The sequence below is a fragment of the Methylobacter luteus IMV-B-3098 genome, from assembly GCF_000427625.1.
GTDB lineage: Bacteria > Pseudomonadota > Gammaproteobacteria > Methylococcales > Methylomonadaceae > Methylobacter > Methylobacter luteus.
Map to the genome: position 1 here is coordinate 1427526 of NZ_KE386569.1, position 25859 is coordinate 1453384.

15 protein-coding genes are annotated in these 25859 nt (G+C 55.4%); 10 read left to right on the plus strand and 5 right to left on the minus strand.

Annotated elements, in window-relative coordinates:
- Nucleotides 1-678 precede the first annotated feature (678 nt).
- The 9 genes from METLU_RS0108485 (at nt 679) to bstC (ending at nt 13424) form a co-directional block, all read left to right on the plus strand.
- The gene (locus METLU_RS0108485; protein WP_027157846.1) at nt 679-2319 is read left to right on the plus strand and encodes a cytochrome P450; all 1641 of its coding nucleotides are present in this window, start codon (nt 679-681) and stop codon (nt 2317-2319) included.
- An 11-nt stretch (nt 2320-2330) separates the two neighbouring features.
- Nucleotides 2331-2933 (plus strand): hypothetical protein, encoded by a 603-nt coding sequence (locus METLU_RS0108490; RefSeq protein ID WP_027157847.1) that lies wholly within the window; start codon nt 2331-2333, stop codon nt 2931-2933.
- Nucleotides 2934-3017: 84 nt separating this feature from the next.
- Nucleotides 3018-5261, plus strand: coding sequence for a terpene cyclase/mutase family protein (locus METLU_RS0108495; RefSeq protein ID WP_027157848.1), 2244 nt, complete (start codon nt 3018-3020; stop codon nt 5259-5261).
- 46 nt (nt 5262-5307) lie between these two features.
- Complete coding sequence (locus METLU_RS0108500; protein ID WP_027157849.1) at nt 5308-6705, plus strand: FAD-dependent oxidoreductase; 1398 nt, start codon at nt 5308-5310, stop codon at nt 6703-6705.
- Between the two features lie 171 nt (nt 6706-6876).
- Nucleotides 6877-7893, plus strand: a complete 1017-nt coding sequence (locus METLU_RS0108505) for an NAD-dependent epimerase/dehydratase family protein (protein WP_036242956.1) — start codon at nt 6877-6879, stop codon at nt 7891-7893.
- Between the two features lie 40 nt (nt 7894-7933).
- Entirely contained in the window at nt 7934-9040 is a 1107-nt protein-coding gene (locus METLU_RS0108510; protein WP_027157851.1) for a Rieske 2Fe-2S domain-containing protein, read from the plus strand.
- 13 nt (nt 9041-9053) lie between these two features.
- Nucleotides 9054-11774 carry a sterol transporter cytoplasmic membrane protein BstA gene (gene bstA, locus METLU_RS0108515; RefSeq protein WP_051299828.1) on the plus strand — a complete coding sequence of 907 codons (2721 nt, stop codon included), beginning with the start codon at nt 9054-9056 and terminating at the stop codon, nt 11772-11774.
- Nucleotides 11774-12607 (plus strand): sterol transporter periplasmic substrate-binding protein BstB, encoded by an 834-nt coding sequence (bstB, locus tag METLU_RS0108520; RefSeq protein WP_027157853.1) that lies wholly within the window; start codon nt 11774-11776, stop codon nt 12605-12607. Before bstA ends, bstB begins: the two co-directional genes overlap by 1 nt.
- On the plus strand, nt 12546-13424 hold the full coding sequence (bstC, locus tag METLU_RS0108525; RefSeq protein WP_231383576.1) for a sterol transporter outer membrane protein BstC: 879 nt from the start codon (nt 12546-12548) through the stop codon (nt 13422-13424). Before bstB ends, bstC begins: the two co-directional genes overlap by 62 nt.
- A 210-nt stretch (nt 13425-13634) precedes the next feature.
- Here bstC and METLU_RS0108535 read toward each other — a convergent pair whose 3' ends face one another.
- The gene (locus METLU_RS0108535) at nt 13635-14660 is read right to left on the minus strand and encodes a hypothetical protein (RefSeq protein WP_081679210.1); all 1026 of its coding nucleotides are present in this window, start codon (nt 14658-14660) and stop codon (nt 13635-13637) included.
- Nucleotides 14661-14967: 307 nt separating this feature from the next.
- Here METLU_RS0108535 and METLU_RS0108540 point away from each other — a divergent pair, with 307 nt between their 5' ends.
- Nucleotides 14968-16539 carry an FAD-binding protein gene (locus METLU_RS0108540; RefSeq protein WP_027157856.1) on the plus strand — a complete coding sequence of 524 codons (1572 nt, stop codon included), beginning with the start codon at nt 14968-14970 and terminating at the stop codon, nt 16537-16539.
- Between the two features lie 174 nt (nt 16540-16713).
- Here METLU_RS0108540 and METLU_RS0108545 read toward each other — a convergent pair whose 3' ends face one another.
- Genes METLU_RS0108545 through METLU_RS24855 form a run of 4 tightly spaced genes read right to left on the minus strand, consistent with a single transcriptional unit; the run spans nt 16714 to nt 25740 of the window.
- Nucleotides 16714-18192: an efflux transporter outer membrane subunit gene (locus METLU_RS0108545; RefSeq protein WP_027157857.1), complete on the minus strand. Its 1479-nt coding sequence runs from the start codon at nt 18190-18192 to the stop codon at nt 16714-16716.
- Nucleotides 18189-21329: an efflux RND transporter permease subunit gene (locus tag METLU_RS0108550; RefSeq protein ID WP_027157858.1), complete on the minus strand. Its 3141-nt coding sequence runs from the start codon at nt 21327-21329 to the stop codon at nt 18189-18191. The genes METLU_RS0108545 and METLU_RS0108550 overlap by 4 nt, the downstream gene beginning before the upstream one ends.
- Before the next feature lie 2 nt (nt 21330-21331).
- Nucleotides 21332-24436 carry an MdtB/MuxB family multidrug efflux RND transporter permease subunit gene (locus tag METLU_RS0108555; RefSeq protein WP_027157859.1) on the minus strand — a complete coding sequence of 1035 codons (3105 nt, stop codon included), beginning with the start codon at nt 24434-24436 and terminating at the stop codon, nt 21332-21334.
- A 35-nt stretch (nt 24437-24471) separates the two neighbouring features.
- A complete protein-coding gene (locus tag METLU_RS24855; protein WP_081679053.1) occupies nt 24472-25740 on the minus strand; it encodes an MdtA/MuxA family multidrug efflux RND transporter periplasmic adaptor subunit in 1269 nt (422 codons plus the stop codon).
- Nucleotides 25741-25859: the final 119 nt, after the last annotated feature.

Sequence of the window (25859 nt, forward strand, 5' to 3'; positions counted from 1 at the left end):
CCCATCAGATACGTGATTATTGTATTTTTCGCCAGAGTGCATAGCCTCCTGCTTGCCTTATCTTGAAGATATTCACTGGCGCGGACTGGGGGATCACGATCCAAGCAATGTCTCTAACCTATCCTGCATTGTTTGGAGAGCCACCCTGTTTTTGCCCTGAAAATTCGGGCATCCGGTAATTCTCATGACCATCATCCAACTAAACCGGGATGGAGGCGTTCCGGCCCAATTTTGATTAAAGTTCAATGTTAGCTACAAATTTCTAAAAATAGAAGCTTATAATATGTTTGGCATTACAGGTTCAGCCCGATCAGAAATAAACAGGCGAACAGAGAATTCATGAATATGCTTGAGGCGGTAGACCTGCCGTTGCCCCTTATTCGCTCAATCTCTGGTTTATCAGTAATGATACTAATAGAAATCCAGTCAACAAAATGAATAATGACTGCAAAAGTGAATACATTTGAGTGAAAAAAATAATAATAAGAGTTCAATTAAAACAATGATCGAGCAGATAAATTTTTATTTAAAAATCCTGCCGATACCGCGGGTATCCCTGGTTTTGACACGATTGATTTTCCCGGCATGGTCTGTTGCCGCTTTCAAAGATCAATGCGCTATAAGGAATCTGGATTTACAACATCAGTTTTCCTTAATAAAAATATATCAAAATCGAGCATGACTACGACGAACATCGAAAAGACCGTTTCGCCAGGCAAAGAGCCGCCTACAATGTCTTATGCATTGCCGCTCCTGGGGCATATGCTCGAATTTGGCAAAAATCCCTTTGAATACATGATGAAACTGAGAAATACTCTGGGAGAAATTGGCGAATTCCGTATGTTTCATCAAAAAATGGTGCTGATGACCGGCCCGGAAGCGAATGAAGCTTTTTTTCGCGCGTCCGACGCCCAATTGGATCAAAGCCAGGCGTATAAAATCATGACGCCAATTTTTGGCAAGGGCGTGGTTTTTGATGCGCCGCCGCATAAAAAAGACCAACAGCTTAAAATGCTCATGCCGGTTTTACGCGATAAGCCGATGCGCGGCTATGCCCAAGTGATCGTCCAGGAAGTCGAGCAAATGATTGCCAGCTGGGGCGATACCGGGGAAATTGATTTGCTTGAGTTCATGAAAGAACTCACCATTTACACCTCCAGCCACTGCCTGCTTGGCGATGAGTTCCGTTATGAACTGAATGAAGAATTCGCCAAAATTTATCACGATCTTGAAAAAGGCGTAAATCCTCTGGCCTTTGTTTTTCCCTATCTGCCCCTCCCTGTTTTTCGACGCCGTGATAAAGCGCGCGCCAGACTTCAAGAACTGGTCACCGGTATAATTGCCAAGAGAGCGCAGAAACCGGAAAAAAGTGAAGATGCGTTTCAATTACTCATTGATGCCAGCTATGACGACGGCAGCCGTTTATCCGCCCATGAAATAACGGGCATGTTAATCGGCACCATATTCGCCGGGCATCATACCACAGCAGGCACGGCAGCCTGGACCTTGCTGGAACTGGCGCGCCGGCCCGACTATATGCAACGGGCCCTGAATGAACTGGATGCACACTTCGGCACTGACGGCGAAGTGACTTTTCAATCCTTACGCGAAATTCCGGTACTGGAAAATGTCATTAAAGAAGTCTTGCGCTTGCACCCTCCTCTGATATTTTTAATTCGCAAGGTGATGCAGGACTTTCATTTTAAAGATTATACGATCAAGGCCGGAAAATACGTTTGCGCATCACCGCGCGTATCGCATCGCATCGCTGATGTTTTCCCGGACCCGGAAAAGTTTGATCCTGATCGCTATTCAGAAATACGCCAGGAAGATGCCAAACCCTTCAGCTGGATTGCCTTCGGCGGCGGCAAACACAAATGCAGCGGCAACGCTTTTGCCATGTTGCAGCTCAAAGCCATTTTCAGCATTTTGTTACGCCGGTTTACTTTTGAACTGATCGACAACAAAGACACTTATCAGGATGACTTCACCCAAATGGTGGTGCAACCGGTATCACCTTGTCGTGTTCGTTATATAAAACGCACGGACGTTAAATATGCCGCTGATGAGTCAATGAAAAATGCCGCCCAGGAAAGCGTACAAACTGGCTCGAGTTTTCAAATAACAATTGACAGGGAGCTTTGCCAGGGGCATGCAACCTGCATGACTGAAGCGCCTGAGCTTTTTCAGGTGGACGATGCAGGGAATGTAACCATTTTAAAAGAAAGCCCGCCGCTGGATTTACTGAAAAAAGCCCGACAAGCCGAAAAATATTGCCCGACCAAAGCAATTAAAATTGAATTGAACCAAACGCACTAAAGAGATAAAGCATGGCTGCATATCCCAGAGCAGAACTTGAAGAAATGGTTGACCGTTGGCTGCAGGCGAACCGCAACGCGGAAAAAGAAGGCAATTGGCCCAAATACCTGGGCGCGATGTATACAGAGACGGCTGAATATCGCTGGAATATCGGCCCCAATGAAGAATTTGTCGCGCGCAGCCGTAAAGAGATAGAAGAATGGGCTTTAGGCGTGCAAATGGAAGGCTTTGAAGAATGGCGCTATCCGTACCACCGCATTTTAATTGATGAGAAACAGGGTGAAGTGATAGGCTTATGGCGTCAAGTGTCGCCTGCGCTACGAGAAGACGGTACACATTATGAAGTGGCAGGCATAGGCGGCTCCTGGTTTCGTTATGGCGGCGATTATAAATGGGAATGGCAACGGGATTTTTTTGATTTAGGCAATGTGAAAGCCTTGTTTTTTGAATTGGCTGCCGACGGCAAACTGGACCCGGCCGTGAAAAGAAAAATCGGCAAATTGGCTAAAGGGCAATTACTGCCTGGCCATGAGCGTTTACGCCAAAAGCCCGGCTTATGGAAAAAACTAAAAGGCTTTATGGTAATGGTACGCATTGCCTTATTTGATAAGTAAACAAATCCAAGACTTGCAGGCACCAACTTTTCAAAGGATGGTATCTGTCGCTTAACCAAATTAAAAGGAATCTCATAAACATTTATGTTGAATGTAAAACCGGGTTGGAAAAACTGGCAACTACTCACTGAAAAAGGACGGCAAATTTGGGCATTCAAGCCCAGTTCAAATAATATCAATGCGCATTTACAAAATGTCGATAACATTACAGACGAAGAAATAGCTCAGTTTGCTAAAGATTTTCAGTTTGATAAATCCAGCAATCCCAATTCCGGCGACAAGGTGTTCAGAAATACAGCCACTGATACTAAGTTCCAAAATTTTACAGGGGAAATACCTCAGTCAGCGAATCCCGACAAGCAAAAAATCATCGGCGCGCTCATCAAAGGAATGAACTATTACTCTTACTTGCAAACTGAAGACGGTCATTGGCCGGGTGATTACGGCGGACCGCTGTTTCTCTTGCCCGGCTTACTGATCGCTTCCTATATTTCAGATTCACCGTTTCCCAAAGCGCATCAGGAAATGATGAAGCTTTATTTATTCAATCATCAGAATAAAGATGCCGGCTGGGGCATGCATATTGAAGGCGAATCGACCATGTTCGGCACCGTCATGCAATACGTGTCGTTGCGTCTTCTGGGAGTCGATAAAAATCATGAGCAACTGATCAAGGCCAGGACGTGGATTAAAAACAATGGCGGTGCAACCGGCATCCCATCCTGGGGAAAATTTTATCTGGCTGTGTTGAATTTATACGACTGGCAAGGCTTCAACAGCCTGTTTCCCGAAATGTGGCTATTTCCCAAATGGCTGCCGGTCCATCCCTGGCGCTACTGGTGCCACACCCGCATGGTTTACTTGCCGATGGCCTATTGCTATGCCCAGCGAATTAAAGCGCCCGAAAATGAACTGATTTTGTCATTAAGAGAGGAAATCCATAACGAGAATTTCGCCTCTATTAACTGGCCTAAACAGCGTGATACGGTATGCGAAAAAGATTGTTACACCACCCCGTCCCCGGTATTGAAGTGGATGAATTTTTTCACCAATAATTATGAAAAGTTCAAAAGCGCCTGGTTAAGAAAAAAGTCCACGGACTACATCTTAAAATACCTCAATGCCGAGGATGAGCAAACCAGCTACATCAATATCGGCCCCGTCAATCAAGCCATTAATTCCATTTGTATCTGGCATGCTTACGGTAAAGATTCTGTGCAATTTAAAAAACATGCAGCGCGTTGGTATGATTATTTATGGGTTGCCGAAGACGGCATGAAAATGAATGGCTACAACGGCTCGCAACTTTGGGATACCGCTTTTGCAACCCGCGCCATGCTGGAAAGCGACCTGGGCAAACTATTTCCGGCAACGATTGCAAAAAGCTATCGATTCATCGAGCTATCGCAAATCAAGGATGAACACCCGACGCATGCCGAGTTTTTCCGCCATCCGATGATCGGCAGCTGGCCATTTTCAACCCCTGAAAACGGCTGGCCGGTTGCCGATTGCACAGCGGAAGGCTTAAGCGCCACTTTGGCCATTCATCATTCTGGTCTGGTTAAGCCGATGGTTGATGAGCAACGTATCAAACAAGCCGTTGACGTCATACTTTCTTATCAAAATACCGATGGCGGCTGGGCCACTTATGAATTGACGCGAGCGCCTAAATGGCTGGAAAAACTCAATCCTTCCGAAGTGTTTGCCGATATCATGATTGATTATTCATGGACGGAATGTACCGCGGCCTGTGTCATTTCTTTGCTGGAAATTCAAGAAACTTATCCCGGCTTTAAAACCAGCGAAATACGCAAAGCGATAAGCACAGGACTCAATTTTATCCTTAACCAACAAAGGGCGGATGGTTCCTGGTATGGCGGCTGGGCGGTCTGTTTTACCTATGCGACCTGGTTCGGCGTGGAAGCGCTCAGTAAGGCCAAAGGCAATGGTTATTATGACGATGCGACCTTAGCGGCCAGCATAACCGGCGCCTGCGCCTTTTTGCTCGATAAGCAAAAAGCGGATGGCGGCTGGGGCGAGACTTTCAAATCCTGTTCAACGTTGGTTTATAGCGAGGCGGCGGCATCTCAAGGGGTTAATACCGCCTGGGCTCTGCTGGCGCTGATGGCCGCCGAGTTCAGCGAAAGGAAAGTCATCGAATCAGGCATTAACGTATTGTTGAATAAACAAAGCGCTATCGGCGATTGGCCACAGGAAAGCATTTCCGGCGTTTTTAACTATAACTGCATGATAACTTATGCCAATTACAGGAATATCTTTCCTGTCTGGGCATTAAGCAGATACTACAGGCGGTACGTTCAAGGATGATAAATGAATCAACGCTGTTTAAAGCACTCGTCTCCAGGGGCTCAGTATGAAGTCAGAATTCGACATCTGCATTATCGGCGCAGGCATGGCGGGGGCCACCATCGCTGCTCATCTTGCCCCCAAAGGCATCAAAATCGCGTTAATCGATCAGAGCTTTAAAGAGAAAAAGCGCATCGTCGGCGAATTGTTGCAACCTGGAGCCGTGCTATCGCTTGAGCAAATGGGGCTCAGGCATTTACTGGACGGCTTTGAAGCACAGACGGTCGGAGGATACGCGCTGCTGCTGCAAGGCGAGGAAAACACAACCATTCATTATCCGGGTCACCATACAGGAATGGGCCTGCATAATGGCCGGTTTTTGCAGCAGATAAGAGCCTCCGCTCTGCAAAATGAATCGGTCAGGCAAATACATGGCAAGGCGCTGCATCTATTGGAAAACGAAAAGCATGAAATTGTTGGCGTCAGTTTCCGGGAATCGCTCACGTCCCAGATAAAGTCCATTTATGCCCCCTTAACCATTACCAGCGACGGATTCTTTTCAAATTTCAGAGAGCATCTCAGCAATAATGAAAAAACCGTGACGTCTTATTTTATCGGCTTGATTTTAAAAGACTGTGAAATGCCTATTCCAAAACATGGGCATGTGTTTTTGTCGGGGCCATCGCCCTTTATTTGTTATCCCATTTCCAATAATGAAGTCAGGCTTTTAATTGATTTTCCGGGCGGACAGCTGCCGACCAAATTGTTGCTGCAAGCGCATTTGGATGCCAATGTAGCGCCTTACATTCCCGAATGCATGCTTAACAGCTATGCGCAAGCCTTGCAAGAAGGCGGGTTCAAGGTCATGCCTAATCATTACATGGCGGCAAGACCCATAATACGGAAGGGGGCAGTAATGCTGGGAGACGCTCTGAATATGCGCCATCCCATAACAGGCGGCGGATTGACAGCGGTATTTTCGGACATCCAGATATTGAGTTCCCATTTATTGGCTATGCCCGATTTCAGTAATACCGATTTGATTCATGAAAAAATCGAAGCCTATTACCGTGACAGGCAGAGCGCCAACGCCAATCTTAATATTCTCGCCAATGCGCTCTACGGTGTCATGGCTAACGATTTACTTAAAATGGCGGTATTCCAATACCTGCAGCGTGGCGGGGCTAACGCGCAGGAATCGATTGCTATTTTGGCCGGCCTGAACAGGAACCATTATTCCTTAATGAAACAATTCTGTTTATTAACGGTGTTTGGCGCTCGCAATTTACTGCGTCATAACATTTTGAATTTACCTAAGGCGATAAGACTTCTCTCGGATGCGTTTATCATCATTAAACCCTTGATAAAAAATGAGGTTTCGTTAGCGGCATTTTTTTATCATTATTTCGAGAAAATAAAATATCTTACTTATTTCGGTTATGGCGCAAATACTCAAAAGCCTTAAGCCGTGCTATTTGCGTTCTGGACGAAGCTATCCCTCTAAAGCCATGGACTGCTTTGGGTTAAATCATGCCTGTTACCTGGTCAAAGATTTAAAAACAAGAACGATGACATCCGAACGCCTCGACCTGATCTTTCTTCTCCACCCTTGGTGGCGTCATCCGGGATTAATGCGATGAGCGCCGGCATAACGCTCGTTACAGGCGCTACCGGTCACCTTGGCGCTAACCTGGTTCGCCGCCTGCTCGAAGAGGGCGAGCAGGTGCGGGTGATGATGCGCGCCGAACACGACAACGGAGCACTGGACGGCCTCGACGTGGAGCGTGTGTTCGCTGACCTGCGCAACAGCGAGGCAGTGTCCGCTGCCGTGCGCGGCTGCGCACGCGTTTATCATTGCGCTGCCCTGGTTTCGACTATCGAAGGTAATGCGGCCCATAAGCGCGAAATATTCGACACCAACGTCCGAGGTACAATCCATGTTCTTCAGGCGGCCGAGCGCCACAGCATCGACAAGGTGGTCGTGTCAGGATCGCTCAGCGCCACCGGCTACGAGCCGGACCGTTCCAGCCATGAGGACATGCCGTTCTATCCCTTCGATCGCCATCTGCCTTACGGCTTTACCAAGCATCTCACCGAGCATGAGTGCCTTAAGGCCCACGCCAATGGCCTCAACGTGGTGGTCGCCACTTCCTGCGCCATCATCGGACCCCACGATTACGTGCCCTCGCGCATGGGCCGCGTGCTCATTGATTACGCTCACGGCTCTCTGCGCGCTTACATTCCCGGAGGCTTCGAATGGGTATCCGGCCGGGATATCGCCGAAGGCCATTTATTAGCCATGCGGCATGGGCGTTCCGGGCAGAAGTACATTTTCAGCACCGCCTATGCCAGCGTGGACGATCTGATGGCGCTGTTCCGGGAAGTCACCGGCCGCCCGGCGCCCCGGCTGCGGCTGCCGCCATACCTGATGGCCATACTGGCCGAAGTGACCGACAAGACCTGGTACAGGGCATTCCCCCATCTGCCCAGGCGCTTCACGCCGGGTGCGGTGCGCTTGCTCCAGATGCGGCGCCGGGCCGGCCACGACAAGGCGAAACAGGAATTGGGCTACCAGCCCACCCAATTGTCCCAGGCAGTGCGGGAAGCCTACGAAGATTTCGTACGCAGGGGCTTGATTGTCCCGTCCAAGTAAACAATCCATCCTTGCTTAACCACGAACTGGAGCCCCAGACATGAACAATGAGCAGATGAAATCATCGCCCCCCACCTTTGCAGAAGCCAAGAACTCGCGGCAAAAGGCCCGCGCTGCCGGCATGGACCCTGATCGCTGGTATGTGGTGGAATACGAGAGCGCGGTTAAGAAAGGTCAGGTGAAAGAAGTGACCTTCTGGAACACCTCTATTGCCTTGTACCGTGGCGAAGACGGCGAACTCGCGGCGATGCAAAACCGCTGTCCGCATCGTCAGCTCAAGCTAACGCATGGTGCGGTGGATCAGTGCAATCTGCGTTGCTCCTATCATGGCTGGTCCTTCAACAGGAAGGGTTGGCTGGAAGACTACTCCCACGACTGCTTCGGCAAACCGCTCATCAAAAGACAATTGCGGACTTATCCCGTGCAGGTCCGCTATGGCCTTATCTGGCTATTCCCTGGCGATCCGGAACTGGCTAGCGAGCGCAAGATTCCGGCAATTCCCGAACTCGACGGGGACGACCCGTGGGCCAACTTTGTCTCGGATTTAACTTGGCGCACCCACCATTCCATGGTGATGGACAATATCTGCGATTTCTCCCATGCTTTCCTGCACCGTAAATATAAGCCTTTCATTGATGCCAAACTGACTCACCATGAGGCCGATGACGACAGAGTTTACCTGACTTACGACGCCTATATGGCCGGTGGCCGGATTTCCGGGATTTTCGTGGACCGCAACCGGGTCAATACCCGTTCCATCGAGCTGTGCTACGAATACCCCTATCAATGGACTAACACTGGCGACAGCATCAAGAATTGGTCGTTTATGTTGCCTATCGACGAGCGGAATACCCGGGTATTTTTCCTGTTTTATTTCGATGCCCTGAAGATTCCGCTGATTGCCATGAAAACTCCGAAATGGCTGACCCAAATAGTGTTGAATATCGCTAAGCCCCTGGTGTTCAAACCCATACTCGAAGAAGACGGCGTTGCCCTGGAAGCAGAGCTGTTAGGCTACGAAACATACTGGGATGCCCCGCCTATCGAACTCAACCCCGTGGTTCCGATGTTCCAGCGGCTAACCGCGCGCAAGTGGGAGGAGCATCTGGCCAGAAAAGAAGCGGCGCGGGTCTCTTGCGCGGATTGATTAACGGAATCTCATGCCAATAAAAATCACCCAACGTATTGCCAAGATCGCCGAATGCTTTGCCCGAAATCCTTGGTCGATCCTGGGAGCCGCTATGGTGCTGTCGATACTGGCCCTCTGGGCGACGCTGCAACTCCCGGTCCATACCTCGCGGCAGGCGCTGCTTCCCCAGGACACGGCGGTGGCGAAGCGCTTCAACGACTTCCTGGAGAATTACGGCGCCGCTTCGGATCTGATGGTGGTCCTGGAAGGCGCTCCGCGCAACGAATTGGAGTCCTTTGCCAACGATCTGGCCGCCCGGCTTGAGACAGAGCCCGAGATCGGCCAGGCAACCTCCCGTCTTGACATGAGGTTTTTCCTGAACTATTCCTACCTGCTGATGCCGACCGAGAGCCTGGATAAGCTTGCCGAGATGGCGAGTCCGCCCACCCTACATGGCGAAAGGATGGAAGCAAACCTGCGCAAAGCGTTGAGCTGGAGCAAAGACCACCCGCCGCTGGGCGGGACGGACACCGACCTGCAAGCTGCCGAAGCCAGCCTGAACTTGGCGGCATTTTTTCTGGAAGAATGGCAGCGCTGGCTGTCCTCTGAAACCGCTCCGGCCGGCTTGGACTGGAGCCGCCTACTGGCCAAAAACGCGGCAATAGGCATGTCCGACGGCTACTTTGCCTCGCGCGACGGGCAGATGCTGTTTTTGTTCGTCCACCCGAAAAACCCTTCCGGAAATTTCGATAATCTTGGCCCCTTCGTCGACAAGGTCAAGCAGGTGTCGGCGGACCTGGCTAAACAAGCCAAAGCCGCAGGCCGCACTCCGCCTACGGTGGGACTGACCGGGCTACCGGCCCTCGAATACGAGGAATACGTCAATATCCAAAAGGATATGACCCTGGTGACAATCACCTCCGCCTGTCTGGTCGCCGCATTGATCCTTCTGGTGGTGCGTAGCGTGCGCTGGGCCGCGCTGATTTTCATTCCTATGGGACTCGGCGTGCTGTGGAGCTTGGGCCTGGCCTTGTTCACCGTCGGCCATCTGAATATTATCACCGCTGCCTTTATCGCCATTCTGTTCGGACTGGGGGCGGACTACGGCATCTTCACCTCCTCGCGTATCGCCGAGGAGCGCCGCACAGGCAAGCCTCTGGTGGAGGCGATCGGGGTGGGCATCGGCTCATCCTTTATAGCGGTGCTAACGGCAGGGGGCGCCTCGCTGCTGATCTTCAGCGTTTTGGCCACGGTCGATTTCCCTGGCTTCGCCGAACTGGGCGTGGTGGCGGCCATGGGCGTGCTGATGATCCTGATCAGCACCTGGATGGTTCAGCCCGCACTCTACGCCTTGCTTCCGCCCAAGCTGAAAGAAATTAACTCGCTAGTCACGCCGCTAGCTTCCGCAAGACCTGAGAAATACAGCGGCGCGTTCCCCAAACACATTGCGGTGGCTCTGGTCATATTGGCCATAGGCGGCGCTGTCTTTGGCGGATTGAAGGGTTTCACCATTCATTTCGATTACGACGTGCTGGCCATGTTGCCCAAAGATTCCCAGGCAGCCAATTATCAACGCCGCATGGTGGCGGAAAGCGACTATCAGTCTGAGGTCATCATTTTCACCGCCAAGGATATGGCCGAGGCTCACCGGATCACCAACGAGGCGGGCAAACTCAAGACGATTGCCCAGGCGCAGTCTTTGGCCGGTCTTTTTCCTGCGGATGCCGACGAACGCCTCCACAAGGCCGTGAGCATCGGCGAGGCGTTCGCCCGGACCGACTATGCCCAGCAGGTCGCAGAACTCGACCGCGCCGGCTTATCACCAAAATCATTTGAGTTACTGAAGGCTGTGCTGGGAAACGGCACCGCCATCATCGACGAAGCCCAGGAGCAGGCATTCTCCGCCGGTCATGCCAACCTGGTCGAGAGTTTGGAGAAAGTGCGCGAACAGGTTTTGGCCATTTCGGCCAGTCTCGCCGCTGACAGCGAGCTGGGTCGTGTGCGCAGCGAGAGCTTCTTGCGCGCCTTGTTATCCGGTGCCGATGCCGGGCTTAACATCATTGACATCTGGCGGCAGGCCCGGCCCCTTACGCCGGAACAGTTGCCGCCTGCCCTGCACGAGCGCTTCTTTGCCGCTGATGGCAGTATCGCGGTCTATGCCTTCCCGGCAAAATCCGTATACGATCCCGACAACCTCGACGCCCTGATCAAAGACGTCTATAACGTCTCTCCGGAAGCGACCGGCTTCCCGACCACGCACCAGGAGTTTTCCAAGGCCGTGGTGGCTAGTTTTACTCACGGCACGCAATTGGCTCTGGCGCTGTGCCTGCTCTGGGTCATGGCGGCGACACGCAGCCTGCTTGGCTTCGCGCTGGCGGCATTGCCCCTGCTGATCGGCGGCGGCTGGATGCTAGGGCTGATGGCGCTGAGTGGCATTCGCTATAATTACGCCAACATCGTTGCTTTGCCTTTAGTCATTGCGCTGGCGGTCGATTATGGCGTTTGGTTCAGCTACCGCTGGAGAGAATTGAATACGCGCACCCCCTTGCAAGTCAGCCTGGCTGTCGGCAAGACAATCGGGTTGGCCGCGGGTACCTCACTGGCCGGTTTGGGCGCCATCACCTTGGCCAGTTACCGGGGCGTGGCTTCTTTGGGGCTAAGCATCACCATCGGGCTGTTGTGCTGCCTGACCGCAACCCTTCTAGTGGCTCCGGCTATCGGGCAATTATTTGATTCCAAGAGAAAACCATAATGCGAAAAATTTGTCTTTTTATTGTTAGCCTGTTGGCACCCCTTGCCGTATGTGCCGCGCCCAATCCCGAAATGATCGTGGTCTGCTACCCTGGCGGGTCGGTCAATGTCAAGGATGCCAACGGAGCGATGAGTTCCATGCTGCGAGTGGTGGAGCGCGTCGGTCAGTGGCAGGAGAACAGCTTCAACAGCGTATTCAGCACCAAACCGGACGAATGCAGAAAGCTGATGACCGAAAAAAATCCCAAGTTCGCGATCACCTCCTTGGGCCTCTATCTGGAATTGCGCAACCAGCACAACTTGTTGCCGGTAGCCCAGCCCAAGATCAAAGGCCGCACCAGCGAGCGTTACCGGGTAATGATCCAAAAGGATAAGTACAAGAGCCTGGACGAACTGAAAGGCAAAACCTTGGGCGGGACGGTACTGGAAGAACCCTCATTCATCAGCAAGATCGTTTTTGCAGGAAAATACGATTCCGCCGGTTTCATCCTGAAACCGTCCAATCAGGCCATCCGCGCGTTGCGTTCCTTGAGCAAAGGGGAACTGGACGCCGTCATCTTGAACGAGCAACAATTCGGCGGACTTGGGTCACTTCATCTGGAGAAGCCTCTTGAAGCTGTCTTCACATCCGAAGAAATCCCGCTTATGGGAGTGGTGGCTAACAGCGTCACTACGACTGAGGAAGAACGCACCCGCTTCGGCAAGGCGCTAAAAGAGATGTGTACTGACGCCGAGGGTAAAAAACTATGCGAACTGTTCGGGGTGGAATCCTTTGTCAACGTGGACGAGGCCGTGTACGAACCGATGGTTAAACTGTGGCATGAAGGGAAATAAGACTTTGAGCGACGCACGCCTTCTTTCCGCCATTCTGATACTGTCATTCATGAGCGGCTGCGCCGGCCTCCCGCGCGACCGTGTCCGGCTTGACCGGCTTTCCGACTGCCCCAACCAAACCGCTGACACGCTAAGCGCCGAACAAAATAAGCTCGGCCCCTTGAGTGACACCCATGCCCTGGCCTGCGCACTGAACGTCCTGCGCGACACCCAGGATCATGCAGTGCGCCGCACCGCGCTGGGTAGCCGGCTCTGCCTGCATCTGGCTGAGCGCGAACTCAACTCCGAAAAACGCGAGAAGTTCGCCACTGAGGGGGTGGATTTTGCCGAAGCCGCCCTGGCGCAAGGAGGCGACGGCGACGGAGCGGTGCATTACTACCTGGCGGCCAACCTTGGCCTGGCGGTGCGCGAGCACATCACGCTAGCCATGGAAAATCTTGGTCGACTGGAAAGCGAGATGAAACAGGCGGTGGCCTTGAGCCCGGATATTGACGATGGCGGTCCGCGGCGCCTTTTGGGGGCGCTTTATCTGAAAGCGCCAGCCTGGCCCAATGGCATAGGCGATCTCGACAAGGCGCTGGAACTGCTGGAAAAGGCGGTCAAGGACCATCCTGGGCACCCGCTCAATCACCTGTTTTATGCCCAGGCGCTTTGGCATGACGGTGACGAGGCTAGCCTGAGCCAGGCAAAAGCCGAATTCGCGCTGGGGGAAAAGCTATTGGCGGAGGGCAATTGGGGCTACAGCAAAGAGCCCTGGCAAAAGGAATTCGCCGAATTTGCACAGGAGCTTGGAGAGAGCGGCCCGTCGCATCAGTAATCAAATGTGAAGCTCGCGTAGGCTGGGTTGGAGCTCTAGCGGAAACCCGGCATGGGCGCCCCCAAAATGCCGGATTTATCAGTTCGTGTAGGCTGGGTTGAAGCTTTGCGGAAACCCAGCTTAGGCGGCTTCGAATGCTGGGTTTATCAACCCAGCCTACGCGCTCCATACGGCAAACGGGATAAAACATCCCTGCGTAACATCAGTTAATCACTGACATTGACCCAGGACACCGCAAAGGCGCTTAAAAGACTTGAGCATTTTGTCTTTCAGTATTTGCCGGCCGATTATATGCTTGACATCGCTGGCTATTCCTCTCACCTGGTCGGTATAGCTGCGCACCTGCTGAAAGACCACCGTGCCGTCGCGATAGGCCAGACAGCCGGTTATCCACTGGCTGGAATTGTATGAATGCGGCGCATAGAACTCCCGAGTCAATGACAAGACTCCGCCGTTCCAATCAGTACTGATGCGGTGCCTGAGGATAACCGCCGGACGACCTTCCACTTTTTTTTCCACCCAAGGGAAGGCCTCGTCCGCTCCTGGCGGCAAAGGTTTTGGATAATCCAGCCAAGCCTTGTACAAGGCCGGAAAGTAGCTCGCCAGGACGACGCTTGCGTTTGCGGCCTGGCGAAGTTCCAGAGAAGGCTTGGAATCCCGATTTCCTTCCCGCACATACGGCGCTATTGCGTACGTTCCTCCGCGCCGGTACGCTTCAAAGCGCTGGAAGAGGACCTCACGGTAATGCTGTAAGACCGCATCTTCGATGGCCTCAGGGGACGTCTGCCTGAGCGTTTTGAAGCTGTCAATCTCAGAGGCGGACAGATTGAATTCGTCGCCCGGTTCGGTATCCAATAAAGCCTCGATTTCTGCCCGGGACAGAACGGCGGATGCGAAGGAAGCCGCTCCGCCGTGCTCGGTCAATAACCCGTACGCAGTGACATCAACATCTAGCGGGTCCGGATTTTCCTGCCGCAACTGTTCGGCCGCCCTGGCCAAAGAAACCGGCAGATACCAGACGATGCCCATGGCAAGCTCGTCGGTACTGCTTTCACTCAAAGCAAAAGTGACAGGCTGACCTTGCGCCAGTTCGGCAATCTGCCCCCTGTCCATTCCCAACAGACTCAATGTCTCTTCGACTGTCCGGGATTCAGCAAAAGCGGGCATTGCCCGCAGGAAAATACTTACACTCAATAGCCACGCGATAGCGATGGCATGATTCGGTTTTCGCGGCATAGGAAAATAAGACATCCAACAGTTGCGGGTTGATAATACATTTGGCGCATTCACGGAGGCGAACATTTGATTCGATACAAAAATATCCCTGATAATTCCCAAACCCGGCATTTTTTTGAGTACAAGGACACAGCCACAGCATGAGATAATGGCGTAGCCGTCAACTAAATAATAAAGCCGAATAACACAGCCATTTCAACCTGGATTATTCAGCGTCAAAGGAATATTGGCTAACTATAAAACCGAACAGCGCCCGATGCCTGCTATCGGAAACCGGCTTTTCATCAATTAATTCAGGATAACCCCAGTGATAAAACCCGACCTCTTATTCGAACACGTATTAACCCATTATCGCGGGATATTCGCCACCCTTTTCCTGCTGCCTGTTTCGGCAGTCTATGGCGCCTATGCCGGCATCCGTAACTGGATTTCCTTTCGCCTTAACAGTGCCCCCGCAAAACACGCTGACCGGGTTGAAGCGGTGATTCGGCAAATCGCGGACTGGAAAATGCAAGGCGCGGAACAAAAACTTTGCACCGCAAGATCAGGCTGGAAAACCATGAGCGAACTGGTGCCAAAATACAAGCTTTCACACCGCAGGATCGATGTTGGAATGTATGACCTGCTTGAAATCGACAAGCAGCGCCAAATCGTGCGCGTGGAACCCCTCGCGACCATGGGCCAGATTTCGCGCAACCTCATATCCCGAGGCTGGACGCTGCCCGTGGTGCCGGAACTGGACAGTTTGACGGTGGGCGGTTTGATCATGGGTTTCGGCGTGGAAACCAGCAGCCATAAATACGGGCTATTCCAGCACATTTGCGAATCCTTCGAGATTGTGACGGCGGAAGGGAAACAGGTCAAATGCAGTCCTTCGGAAAATCCAGAGTTCTTTTATCAGATTCCATGGAGCCATGGCACCCTGGGCTTTCTGGTGGCAGCCGAATTGAAGATCGTTCCGGTCAAAAAGTACGTCAGGCTTCACTATCAGCCTGTTTATACCCTTGATGATATGGTCAGCGTTTTCGAACGAGCCAGCCGCGATGCCGAAAACAACGATTTCGTGGAAGGCCTGGTTTATGGCCGCGATCAGGCGGTTATCATGGTCGGCAGACTCGTCGATGCCGTGGGCCCGGACGGATCTTTGAATGCCATCGGACGATGGTATAAGCCCTGGTTTTACAAGCATGTCCAGAGCCACCTTGGGCACCGGAAGGAAGGCGTCGAGTATTTGCCGGTAAGGGATTATTTTCACCGGCACACCCGCAGTTATTTCTGGGCCATGGAGGAAATCATTCCGTTTGGAAATCATCCCGTTTTCAGGGCATTGCTGGGCTGGGCCTTGCCTCCCCGCATCGAATTATTGAAATACACGGAAACGCAAACCACCCAGCGGCTTCGGGAAAAGTTTCATGTGATTCAGGACATGCTCATGCCAATCCGGTATCTGAAGCAGTCCATCGACTATTTCGACGAGCATTTCCGGTTATATCCCTTATGGCTTTCGCCGATGGCGATCAAGGATAATGGCGGACAACCCGGCTTTGTTCACCCTTTCAGGACAGAGGAAGGCGCCGTGGACGAAATGTATGTGGATATCGGCGCCTACGGCACGCCGGGCAAGAAGGATTTCGATAACGCCATCGCCCTGCCCTTGCTGGAAAAATTCGTCATCGACCATCGGGGCTACCAGGCCTTATATGCAAGAACCACTATGAGCAGGGAAGCTTTCAGAACGATGTTCGACCATGCCGGCTATGACCGGTTGCGCGAGCGGTTGCCCCATTGCCGGCAGGCTTTCGATGAGGTGTACGACAAGGTTTCATCGAAAGGCAGGGTTTCGCCGGTCGAGATGAGAAAGCTGGAAAAGGCAGGCTGAGAACTGCCTTGTAGGGTACGCATTGCGTACCCTTTTCAAAGTTTTCCGATGAACCAAACCTCAAAAGGTACGCGATGCGTACCCTACTGGCCTCTTTATCTGGTGCCAGAAGTGGCCGATGTCGCCACTCCTAAGCCGGGCAACATGCCCCATCCAGCGACAACATAGCGCGGATCACTTCACCGGAATCGGCAAAAACTGTGACCATTCCACATCCCCGCCGGCTTCATCCTGATTCGGCAGCTGCGCTGTGCTCCAGCCGCCGCCCAGGGCCTTGACCAGCAACACAGCGGCGACCAGGCGCTGGCTCAAAAGATCGACGGCCGTGATTTCATTGTTGAGAGCGGCGGTCTGGGCGGTATTGACGTTCAGATAGCTGAGGGTGCCGGCCTGATACTGATTGGTCGTCAGTTCGACGGCCTTGCGCGCGGCCGCGACGGCTTTTTCCTGCACCTTGATTTCCTGTTCGAGAATGCGCAACGCCGCCAGATGGTCCTCGACTTCCTGAAAGCCGACCAGCACGGTCTGGCGATAGAAGGCCACGCTCGCATCATAGCTGTGGATGGTCTCGCCCAGGGTCGCGCCGCGCGCGCCGCCGTCAAACAGAGGCAAGGCCAGCGCCGCGGGGCCCAGCGCCCAATAGCGGGCCGCATTGGTCAGCAAATTCGAAAACGTGCTGGCCTGATAACCGTTGGTCGCAGCCAGATTGAGGCTGGGATAATAAGCCGCCTTGGCCACGCCGATCTGGGCATTGGCCGCCGCGGCCAGACGCTCGGCCTCGGCGATATCGGGCCGGCGCTCCAGCAGTTGCGAAGGAATATTGACCGGAATGGCCGGAATCTTCGCATTGAAGGTCACAACCGGAATGGTCAGCTCCGCAGGCGTTTTACCCATCAATACAGCGATGGCGTGCTCCAGCTGCGCCCTCAGCACGCCGATGTCGATGGCCTGCGCCCTGGCCGATTCCAGCTGGGTTTCAGCCTGAACCACGTCGGACTTGCCGGCGACGCCGACGGCGTAGCGGTTCTGAGTGATCTTCAGCGTCTGGGCAAAGGCCTCGACGGTATCATTCAGGAGCTTGATCTGCTCATCGAGCGCGCGCAACTGAAAGTAATTCTGGGCCAGTGTGGCCTGCGTCAGAAGCCGCACGGCCTGCAGGCTGGCCGCACTGGCCTGGGCGGCGGCCTCATTGGACTCCACTTCCCGGCGGACCTTGCCCCAGATATCGGGTTCCCAGGCAAAGCTGATAGCGCCATTGAAAAGACTCCTTACGCCGGACACGGCCACGCTCTGGCCGCTGGCCGCGCGAAAGCGATTGGCCGACAGACTTCCCGAAACGATCGGGAAATAAGCGGATTTCGCGCCCTGCACCAGCGATTGCGCCTGTCTGAACTGCGCTTCGGCCTGAGCGATGGACTGGTTGGAAATGTCGACTTGCTGTTCCAGGGAATTCAGATAAGGGTCATCAAAAATCTTCCACCAGTCGCCGGAAATTTCATGGTCGCGCGGCTGTGCCTGCTTCCAGCCCTGTATCTCCTTGAACTCGGCCGGCACCGGCATGGCGGGCCGCTTATAGTCCGGTCCAACCGTACAGGCGACGGCCGGCAAGCAAACGATAACAGTCAACAACTGTGATTTCAGTCCTTTCCTCATGATTTATAGTCTCCTGGCGTATCCAAGAGCGCGGATACTGAATGCCTGGCCTTGCGGCTAAAGATGCGGCGGACCCTTGCTTCAAAGCGGTCCAGATAAAGGTAAATGACGGGAGTGGTATACAAGGTCAGAACCTGGCTGAATAGTAGACCGCCTATGATAGCGATACCCAAGGGCCGGAGCAATTCCGACCCGTAACCCGTGCCGAAAGCCAGCGGCACAGCGGCCAGCAGGGCGCCGAAAGTGGTCATCAGAATGGGCCTAAAGCGCATGCGGCAGGCCTTGCGAATCGCTTCTTCCGCGCTCAGGCCGCCATTGTGCTCGGCATTGATGGCGAAATCGATCATCATGATCGCGTTCTTCTGAACAATGCCGATCAGCAGGATCACGCCGATCAGGGCGATGATGCTGAATTCCGTTTTGAACGCCAGCAAGGCCAGAATGGCGCCGACGCCCGCCGACGGCAGGGTTGACAGTATCGTCAGCGGATGAATATAGCTCTCGTACAGCATGCCCAGCACGATGTAAATCGCAATCAGCGCCGACAAAATCAGCCAGGGCTGGTTTTCCAGCGATTTCTCGAACGCTCTGGCTGTGCCCTGAAAACTGCCGTGAACCGAGGTCGGCACGCCCAGATTGTTCATCACTTCATTGATGGCCTGCAGGGCCGTGGACAGGGAAACACCCGACGCCAGATTGAACGAGATGGTCGAGGTCGGAAACTGGCCCTGATGATTGACCGACAAAGCCGTGTTGGTGTACTCGTAACCGGCGAACGCCGACAGCGGCACCTGAGATCCGTTCGGATACTGGACGCTGGGCGGCACGCTGACATAGATATTTTTCAGGGCCTCGGCATTCCGCGCGAATTCAGGCGCCACTTCCATGACCACGTGATACTGATTCAACGGCGCATAAATGACCGAAACCTGACGCTGGCCGAACGCGTCGTTCAGGGTCGAATCGATCAGCGCCTGCGTGACGCCCAGACGCGATGCGGCGCTCCGGTCGATTTGCAGCAAGATCTGCTGGCCTTTGTCCTGCTGGTCGGTGTTGACATCGGTCAGCTCCGGCAACTGCTGCAAGGCCCTGACGATTTGCGGCGTCCAGGTTCGAAGATCCGAGAGCTGATCCGCCTCCAGCGCGTAATCATAAGTGCCCGACGACGGCCTGCCTCCGATGCGCAGTTCCTGCGCCGGAAACAGGAACAGACTCGCGCCGGGCACATCGCCAAACTGGCGGCGAAACTTGTTCATGAGCTGGTCGGCGCGCAGACGACGTTCTTCCACCGGCTTGAGCATCACATACAGACGCCCGCCGTTGGTGCGGTCGCCTTCCGTATTGCCCAGCACCGTCTCGACATCCGGATCCTGTCGTATGATCTTGATAAACGCCGCCAGTTTTTCCTGCATGGCGCGCGATGAAATCGTCTGATCCCCCATCAGGCCGCCCAATAGCCTGCCGGTATCCTGGGCCGGGAAAAAGCCCTTGGGCACAATCGAATAAAGATAACCGTTCAGCCCTACGATGATCGCCAGCAACAGGAGCACAAGCTTTCGGTGCTTCAACACCCAGGCCAGCGATCTGTCGTAACCCGCTGCCAGGCTGTCAAACCAGCGTTCGCTGACATTATAAAAGCGTCCGTGCCGCTCAGTGGCGCCGCGTTTCAGCCACAGCGCGCACAGCATCGGCGTCGTGGTAAACGACAGGATCAGCGAGACGACGACCGCGGCCGACAGGGTCAGGCCGAACTCGCGGAACAGACGCCCGACGATGCCGCCCATCAGCAGAATCGGAATGAACACCGCGATCAGCGAAAGACTCATGGTCAGCAGGGTAAAACCGACCTCTTTCGCGCCCAGCAGCGCGGCCTTTCCGGGCGATGCGCCCTGCTCCAGATGCCGGGTCGTGTTCTCCAGCACGACGATGGCGTCATCGACGACGAAACCGGTCGCGACGGTCAGCGCCATCAGCGACAGGATATCGAGGCTGAAATCGAATAAATACATGACGCCGAAGGTGCCAATCAGCGACACGGGCACCGTGACGACGGGGATCATCGCCGAGCGCAGATTGCGCAGAAACAGGAACACGACCAGGATGACCAGCGCCACGGCGATGATCAGGCTGAGCTGCACCTCTTTCAGGGACGCGCGGATAAAGGCGGAGCGGTCCATCGCGATGGTCAGATTAATCATGCGGGGAATGGACGCCTGCAATTGCGGGAACAACGCCTTGACCTTGTCGACCGTCGCGATCACGTTGGCGTTATCCTGCTTGTACAAGGCCAGCATCACGGCAGTCTTGTCATTCAGGTAACCCGTGCTGCCCAGGCTTTCCGCTGAATCAATGGCCGTACCGACGTCGGAAAGGCGCACGGGCGCGCCGTTGCGGTAACTGATGATGAGCGGCAGATAATCGCTCGCGGTTTTGGCCTGGTCATTGACGAAAATCTGCCAGTGGCGGCTGTCATTCTCGATGGCGCCCTTCGGCCGATTCACGTTCGTTGCCGTGATGGCCGCGCGCACGTCGGCGAAGCTGACCCCGTACTTGGCCAGCGCGGCCGGGTTCAGCTCCACGCGCACCGCCGGCAGCGAGCTGCCCCGGATAGAGACATTGCCCATGCCTTCGACCTGCGAGACCTTCTGGGCGATGATGGTCGAGGCCACATCGAACAACTGGGCGCGCGTCAGAACATCCGAGGTCAGCGCCAGCATCATGAGCGGCGTGTCGCTGGGATTGTTCCGGCGGTAGCTCGGGCGGGACGGCATGTTGGCGGGCAGCAGGCTGCTGGCGGCGTTGATCGCGGCCTGCACGTCGCGTGACGCGCCGTCGAAATCGCGGTCGAGATCAAATTGCAGGTTGACGCTGGTGGAGCCGCGCCCGCTCGATGAAGTCATCTCCGTGATGCCGGCGATATGGCCCAATGCGCGCTCAAGCGGCGTCGCCACATTCGCCGCCATCGTCTCGGGACTCGCCCCCGGCATGGAAGCCTGGATCGAGATGGAAGGAAAATCCACCTGCGGCAGCGCCGCCACCGGCAACTGGAAATAGGCCAGCGCGCCGGCCAAAGCGATGCCGATCGTCAGCAGTGAAGTCGCGACCGGGCGCGCAATGAAATGTGCGGACAGTGACACGGCTACTCCTTGCCGGCAGGCAGTGCGATGGGTTCGGGATTGCTCCTGAGACGCCGGCCCAGTCGGTCGAAGGCCAGATAGATGACCGGCGTCGTGAACAGCGTCAGCATCTGGCTGAAAATCAGCCCGCCGACCATGGTGATGCCCAGCGGATGACGCAATTCGGAGCCGACGCCGGACCCCAGCATCATGGGCAGCGCGCTGAGCAGCGCCGCCATGGTCGTCATCATGATCGGCCGAAAGCGCAGCAGGCAGGCCTGATAGATGGCCTCGTGCGCCGGCTTGCCTTCCTTGCGCTCCGCCTCCAGGGCGAAGTCGATCATCATGATCGCGTTCTTCTTGACGATGCCGATCAGCAGGATGATGCCGATGATGCCGATAATGCCCAGATCAGAGTCCGACAGCATCAGGGCCAGCAGCGCGCCGACGCCGGCCGAAGGCAGTGTCGACAGGATCGTGACCGGATGTATGTAACTCTCATAGAGCACGCCCAGCACGATATAGACGGTCACGAGCGCCGCGATGATCAGCCACACGGTATCGGTCAGCGAGGCGCTGAACGCCTGCATGGCACCCTGGTAACTGGCATGCACGCTCAACGGCAGTTCGATGTCCTGCCTGGCCTGCTCTATCGCATCGATGGTATCGCTGAGAAACGCGCCCGGCGCCAGGTTGAAGGAAATCGTCGCCGCCGGGAACTGCTCCAGATGATTGACGACCAGCGGCGCAAACCGCTCCGACACCGTTGCAATCGTCGACAGCGGCACCTGCGTGCCGTTCGAGGACTGAACCCGGACATCTTTAAGCGCCGCGATGCTGTTGCGGAATTCGGGCTTAACCTCCAGCACGACGCGGTACTGGTTCGACTGCGTGAACAGCGTCGAGATCTGGCGCTGGCCGAAGGCGTTGTAAAGCGCGTTGTCGACCGCCGCGATGGAGATCCCTAAGCGGCTGGCGCTGCTGCGGTCCACCGATACGAAGGCCTGCAAGCCCTGATCCTGCAAATCGCTGGACACATCGGCAAACACGGGCGAGCGCGCGAGCCGGTCCACGAGCAGGCCGGTCCAGCGGCTCAGTTCGTTCTGATCCACCGATTCCAGCGTGAACTGGTACTGCGTGCGGCTGATGCGGTTTTCGACGGTCAGATCCTGCACGGGTTGCAAATACAGCGCGATGCCCTGCACCTGATCGAGTTTCGGTTGCAGCCTCCGGATCACTTCGACCGCGCTGATGTCGCGCTCGTCCAGCGGTTTCAGGTTGATCAGCAGGCGTCCGGTATTGAGCGTCGGATTGGTGCCGTCGACGCCGATCAGCGAAGCGACGCTATCGACGGCCGGGTCTTGCAGCACCACGTCGGTCAGAGCCTGCTGCCTGTCCGCCATCGCCGGAAACGAGATGCTCTGCGGCGCTTCGGTAATGCCCTGTATGACGCCGGTATCCTGGATCGGGAAAAAGCCCTTGGGTATGACGATGTATAAAAGCACGGTCAGCGCCAGCGTCGCCATGGACACCAGCAGCGTTATGCCCTGGTGCCGCAGGACAAAACGCAGCAGCCGTCCATAGCCGTCGTTCAGACGATCGAGAAGACGGCCGCTGGCCCGGTAGAACCACCCCGCGCGCGCCTCGTCGACGCGCCGCAGCATTTTCGCGCACATCATCGGCGTCAGGGTCAGCGAGATCACGGCCGAAATCAGAATCGCCACGGCCAGCGTGACGGCGAACTCCTGAAACAGACGCCCGACGACATCGCCCATGAACAGGAGCGGGATCAGCACGGCCACCAGCGAGATCGTCAGCGAGATGATCGTGAAGCCGATCTGCTCCGAGCCTTTCAGCGCGGCCTGCAACGGCGTATCGCCTTCTTCGAGGTAGCGTGAAATGTTCTCGATGACCACGATCGCATCATCGACCACAAAGCCCGCCGCGATGGTCAGCGCCATCAGCGTCAGGTTGTTGATGCTGAAGCCGGCCAGGTACATGAAGGCGAACGTGCCGACCAGCGACAGCGGCACGACCACGCCGGGAATGGCCGTCGCGGACAGATTGCGCAGAAACAGGAAGATCACCAGGATCACCAGGCCCAGCGCCAGCATCAGCTCTTTTTCGACGTCCTCCACCGACGCGCGTATCGTGGTCGTGCGGTCGGTCAGCACCGCCACGTCAAGGCCGCTGGGCAGCGATTCCTGCAACTGCGGCAGCAGTGCCTTGATGCGGTCCACGACTTCGATGACGTTGCTGCCCGGCTGGCGCTGAATGTTGACGATCACGGCCGCCGTCTTGTTGGCCCAGGCCGCCAGGCGCACATTTTCGGCGTCTTCCCTGATGTCGGCGACGTCGGACAGCAGCACCGGCCTGCCGTCGCGGAAAGCGATGACCAGCGCTTCATACTCGGCAGCCGATTTCAGCTGATCGTTGACATCGATCGTGGCCGAGCGGCTCAGCCCGTCGAACATGCCCTTGGGCTGGTTGACATTAGCGCTGGCGACGGCCTGGCGCACGTCCTCCAGACTCAGGCCATAAGCCGACAAGGCCGCCGGATTGGCCTGGATGCGCATGGCCGGCCGCTGCCCGCCGCTGATGCTGACCAGACCGACGCCGGACAACTGCGACAGTTTCTGCGCCAGGCGCGTATCGACCAGGTCTTCCACGCGCGTCAGCGGCAGCGTGCCGGAGCTGACCGCCAGCGTCATGATCGGCGCGTCGGCGGGATTGACCTTGCTGTAGATCGGCGGCATGGGCAGATCATTGGGCAAAAAGTTGGTGGCGGCGTTGATCGCGGCCTGCACCTGCTGCTCGGCAACGTCGATATTGAGGTTCAGGTTGAACTGCAGGACGATGACCGAAGCGCCGGACGAACTGGTGGACGACATCTGGCTCATGCCGGGTAGCTGCCCGAGCTGGCGCTCCAGCGGCGCTGTGATCAGCGACGACATGACATCCTGGCTGGCGCCCGGATACAGCGTCACGACCTGGATGGTCGGATATTCGACCTGCGGCAGGGCCGAGACCGGCAGTTCCCGGTAGGCGACGATGCCGATCAGCAGCAGCGCCAGCATCATCAGCGACGTGGCGACCGGGCGTAAAATAAACAGACGAGAAGGATTCATAAGGTCAGGCGTCCTGTCCAGGTGGCGGGGGAAAATTACTTTGCATCGCTCCGCTTGGGCCGCCCCTGATCGCTGTCATTCGCGGACAGCAGAGCGCCCCCGGCGAGGGTGCCGCCATGATCCATCACTTTGACCGGGGCGCCTTCGCGCAGCTTGTCGGCACCCTCGACCACCACCCGTTCATCGGCTTGCAGCCCTTCCAGCACGGCGACCTGCTCGCCATCCACGGGCCCCAGCTTCACGGGCCGTGTGTTCACGGTCTGGCCGTCCTTTACCACATACACGAAGCTGCCCGAATTGCCGTTCTGGATCGCGGCGCTGGGCACGATGGCCACGCCGCGCAGCGTGTCTATCTTCATCCGGATGTTGACGAACTGGTTCGCGAACAGCGTTTCATCCTCGTTATCGAACTGGCTCTTCAATTTGACCGTGCCGGTATTCAGGTCGATCTGATTATCGACGGCCAGCAGCCGGCCTTGCGCCAGCTTGTTTTTGCCGCCGCGGTCATAGGCTTCAACCGTCAGGGCCTTGCTGGAATGAAGCTGTCTCATGACCGCCGGCACCTGGTCTTCCGGCAGCGTAAAGACTACGGCTATCGGCTGCGTCTGCGTGATCACGACAATGCCGTTGGTATCGGACGCCTTGACGATATTGCCCTGGTCTACGATGCGCAAGCCCAGCCGTCCGGTGATCGGCGCGGCGATCTTCGCATAGCTCAACTGTAGTCTGGCATTGGCGACCATGGCCTGGTCCGCTGCCACGATGCCCTGGTATTGCTTTACCGTGGCTTCCTGCGTGGCAACCTGCTGAGCGGCGATGGAGTCCTGCTCCAGCAGGGTCTGGTAGCGTTCCAGGTCCAGCTGCGCGTTCTTCAGCAACGCTTCATCACGCAGCAGCTGGCCTTCCGCCTGCATGAGCTGAACCTGAAAGGGCCTCGGGTCGATTTCAGCGAGCTGGTCGCCTTCGCGCACCAGTCCGCCTTCCTTGAAAGCGACGCGGACCAACTCGCCGTCAACGCGCGATTTCACCGTCACCGTGCGCAAACCCGTGACCGTCCCCAAACCATTCAGGTAAACCGGCACGTCGCCCTCCCTGACCGGCTCGGCCACAACCGCCGCGACCATCCCCCCGCCGAACTGGCCGCCCCGCTTTTTCTCGGGCGCCGCCTGCGCGGGATTGCCGATAAACGGCTTGACGAAATAAGCCGCCGCCGAGATCAAAAGAATCAGCGCAGGCCAGGCCAGCCAGTGAAATCTTCGCTTCGGTTCTGCCAGATGCGATGCCTTGTTTTCTTCCAACTTCATGAGTAGTCCGGGTTCACGTTTGGTTAATTAATTTCTTGCCGATGTTGCGCGGATTAAAAAAGCCGAAGCCCGGGCATTCAAGGGCTTGTTGCCTTTGGATTGTAGCGGTGAAACGCGCA

Excerpts from the sequence above, each read along its gene's own strand:
- METLU_RS0108490 (WP_027157847.1), top strand. The coding sequence starts at position 2,331 with ATGGCTGCATATCCCAGAGCAGAACTTGAAGAAATGGTTGACCGTTGG.
- METLU_RS0108535 (WP_081679210.1), bottom strand. The coding sequence starts at position 14,660 with ATGCCGCGAAAACCGAATCATGCCATCGCTATCGCGTGGCTATTGAGT.
- METLU_RS0108555 (WP_027157859.1), bottom strand. The coding sequence starts at position 24,436 with ATGAATCCTTCTCGTCTGTTTATTTTACGCCCGGTCGCCACGTCGCTG.
- METLU_RS0108510 (WP_027157851.1), top strand. The coding sequence starts at position 7,934 with ATGAACAATGAGCAGATGAAATCATCGCCCCCCACCTTTGCAGAAGCC.
- METLU_RS0108505 (WP_036242956.1), top strand. The coding sequence starts at position 6,877 with ATGAGCGCCGGCATAACGCTCGTTACAGGCGCTACCGGTCACCTTGGC.
- METLU_RS0108485 (WP_027157846.1), top strand. The coding sequence starts at position 679 with ATGACTACGACGAACATCGAAAAGACCGTTTCGCCAGGCAAAGAGCCG.
- METLU_RS0108495 (WP_027157848.1), top strand. The coding sequence starts at position 3,018 with ATGTTGAATGTAAAACCGGGTTGGAAAAACTGGCAACTACTCACTGAA.
- bstA (WP_051299828.1), top strand. The coding sequence starts at position 9,054 with ATGCCAATAAAAATCACCCAACGTATTGCCAAGATCGCCGAATGCTTT.
- METLU_RS24855 (WP_081679053.1), bottom strand. The coding sequence starts at position 25,740 with ATGAAGTTGGAAGAAAACAAGGCATCGCATCTGGCAGAACCGAAGCGA.
- bstB (WP_027157853.1), top strand. The coding sequence starts at position 11,774 with ATGCGAAAAATTTGTCTTTTTATTGTTAGCCTGTTGGCACCCCTTGCC.
- METLU_RS0108500 (WP_027157849.1), top strand. The coding sequence starts at position 5,308 with ATGAAGTCAGAATTCGACATCTGCATTATCGGCGCAGGCATGGCGGGG.
- METLU_RS0108545 (WP_027157857.1), bottom strand. The coding sequence starts at position 18,192 with ATGAGGAAAGGACTGAAATCACAGTTGTTGACTGTTATCGTTTGCTTG.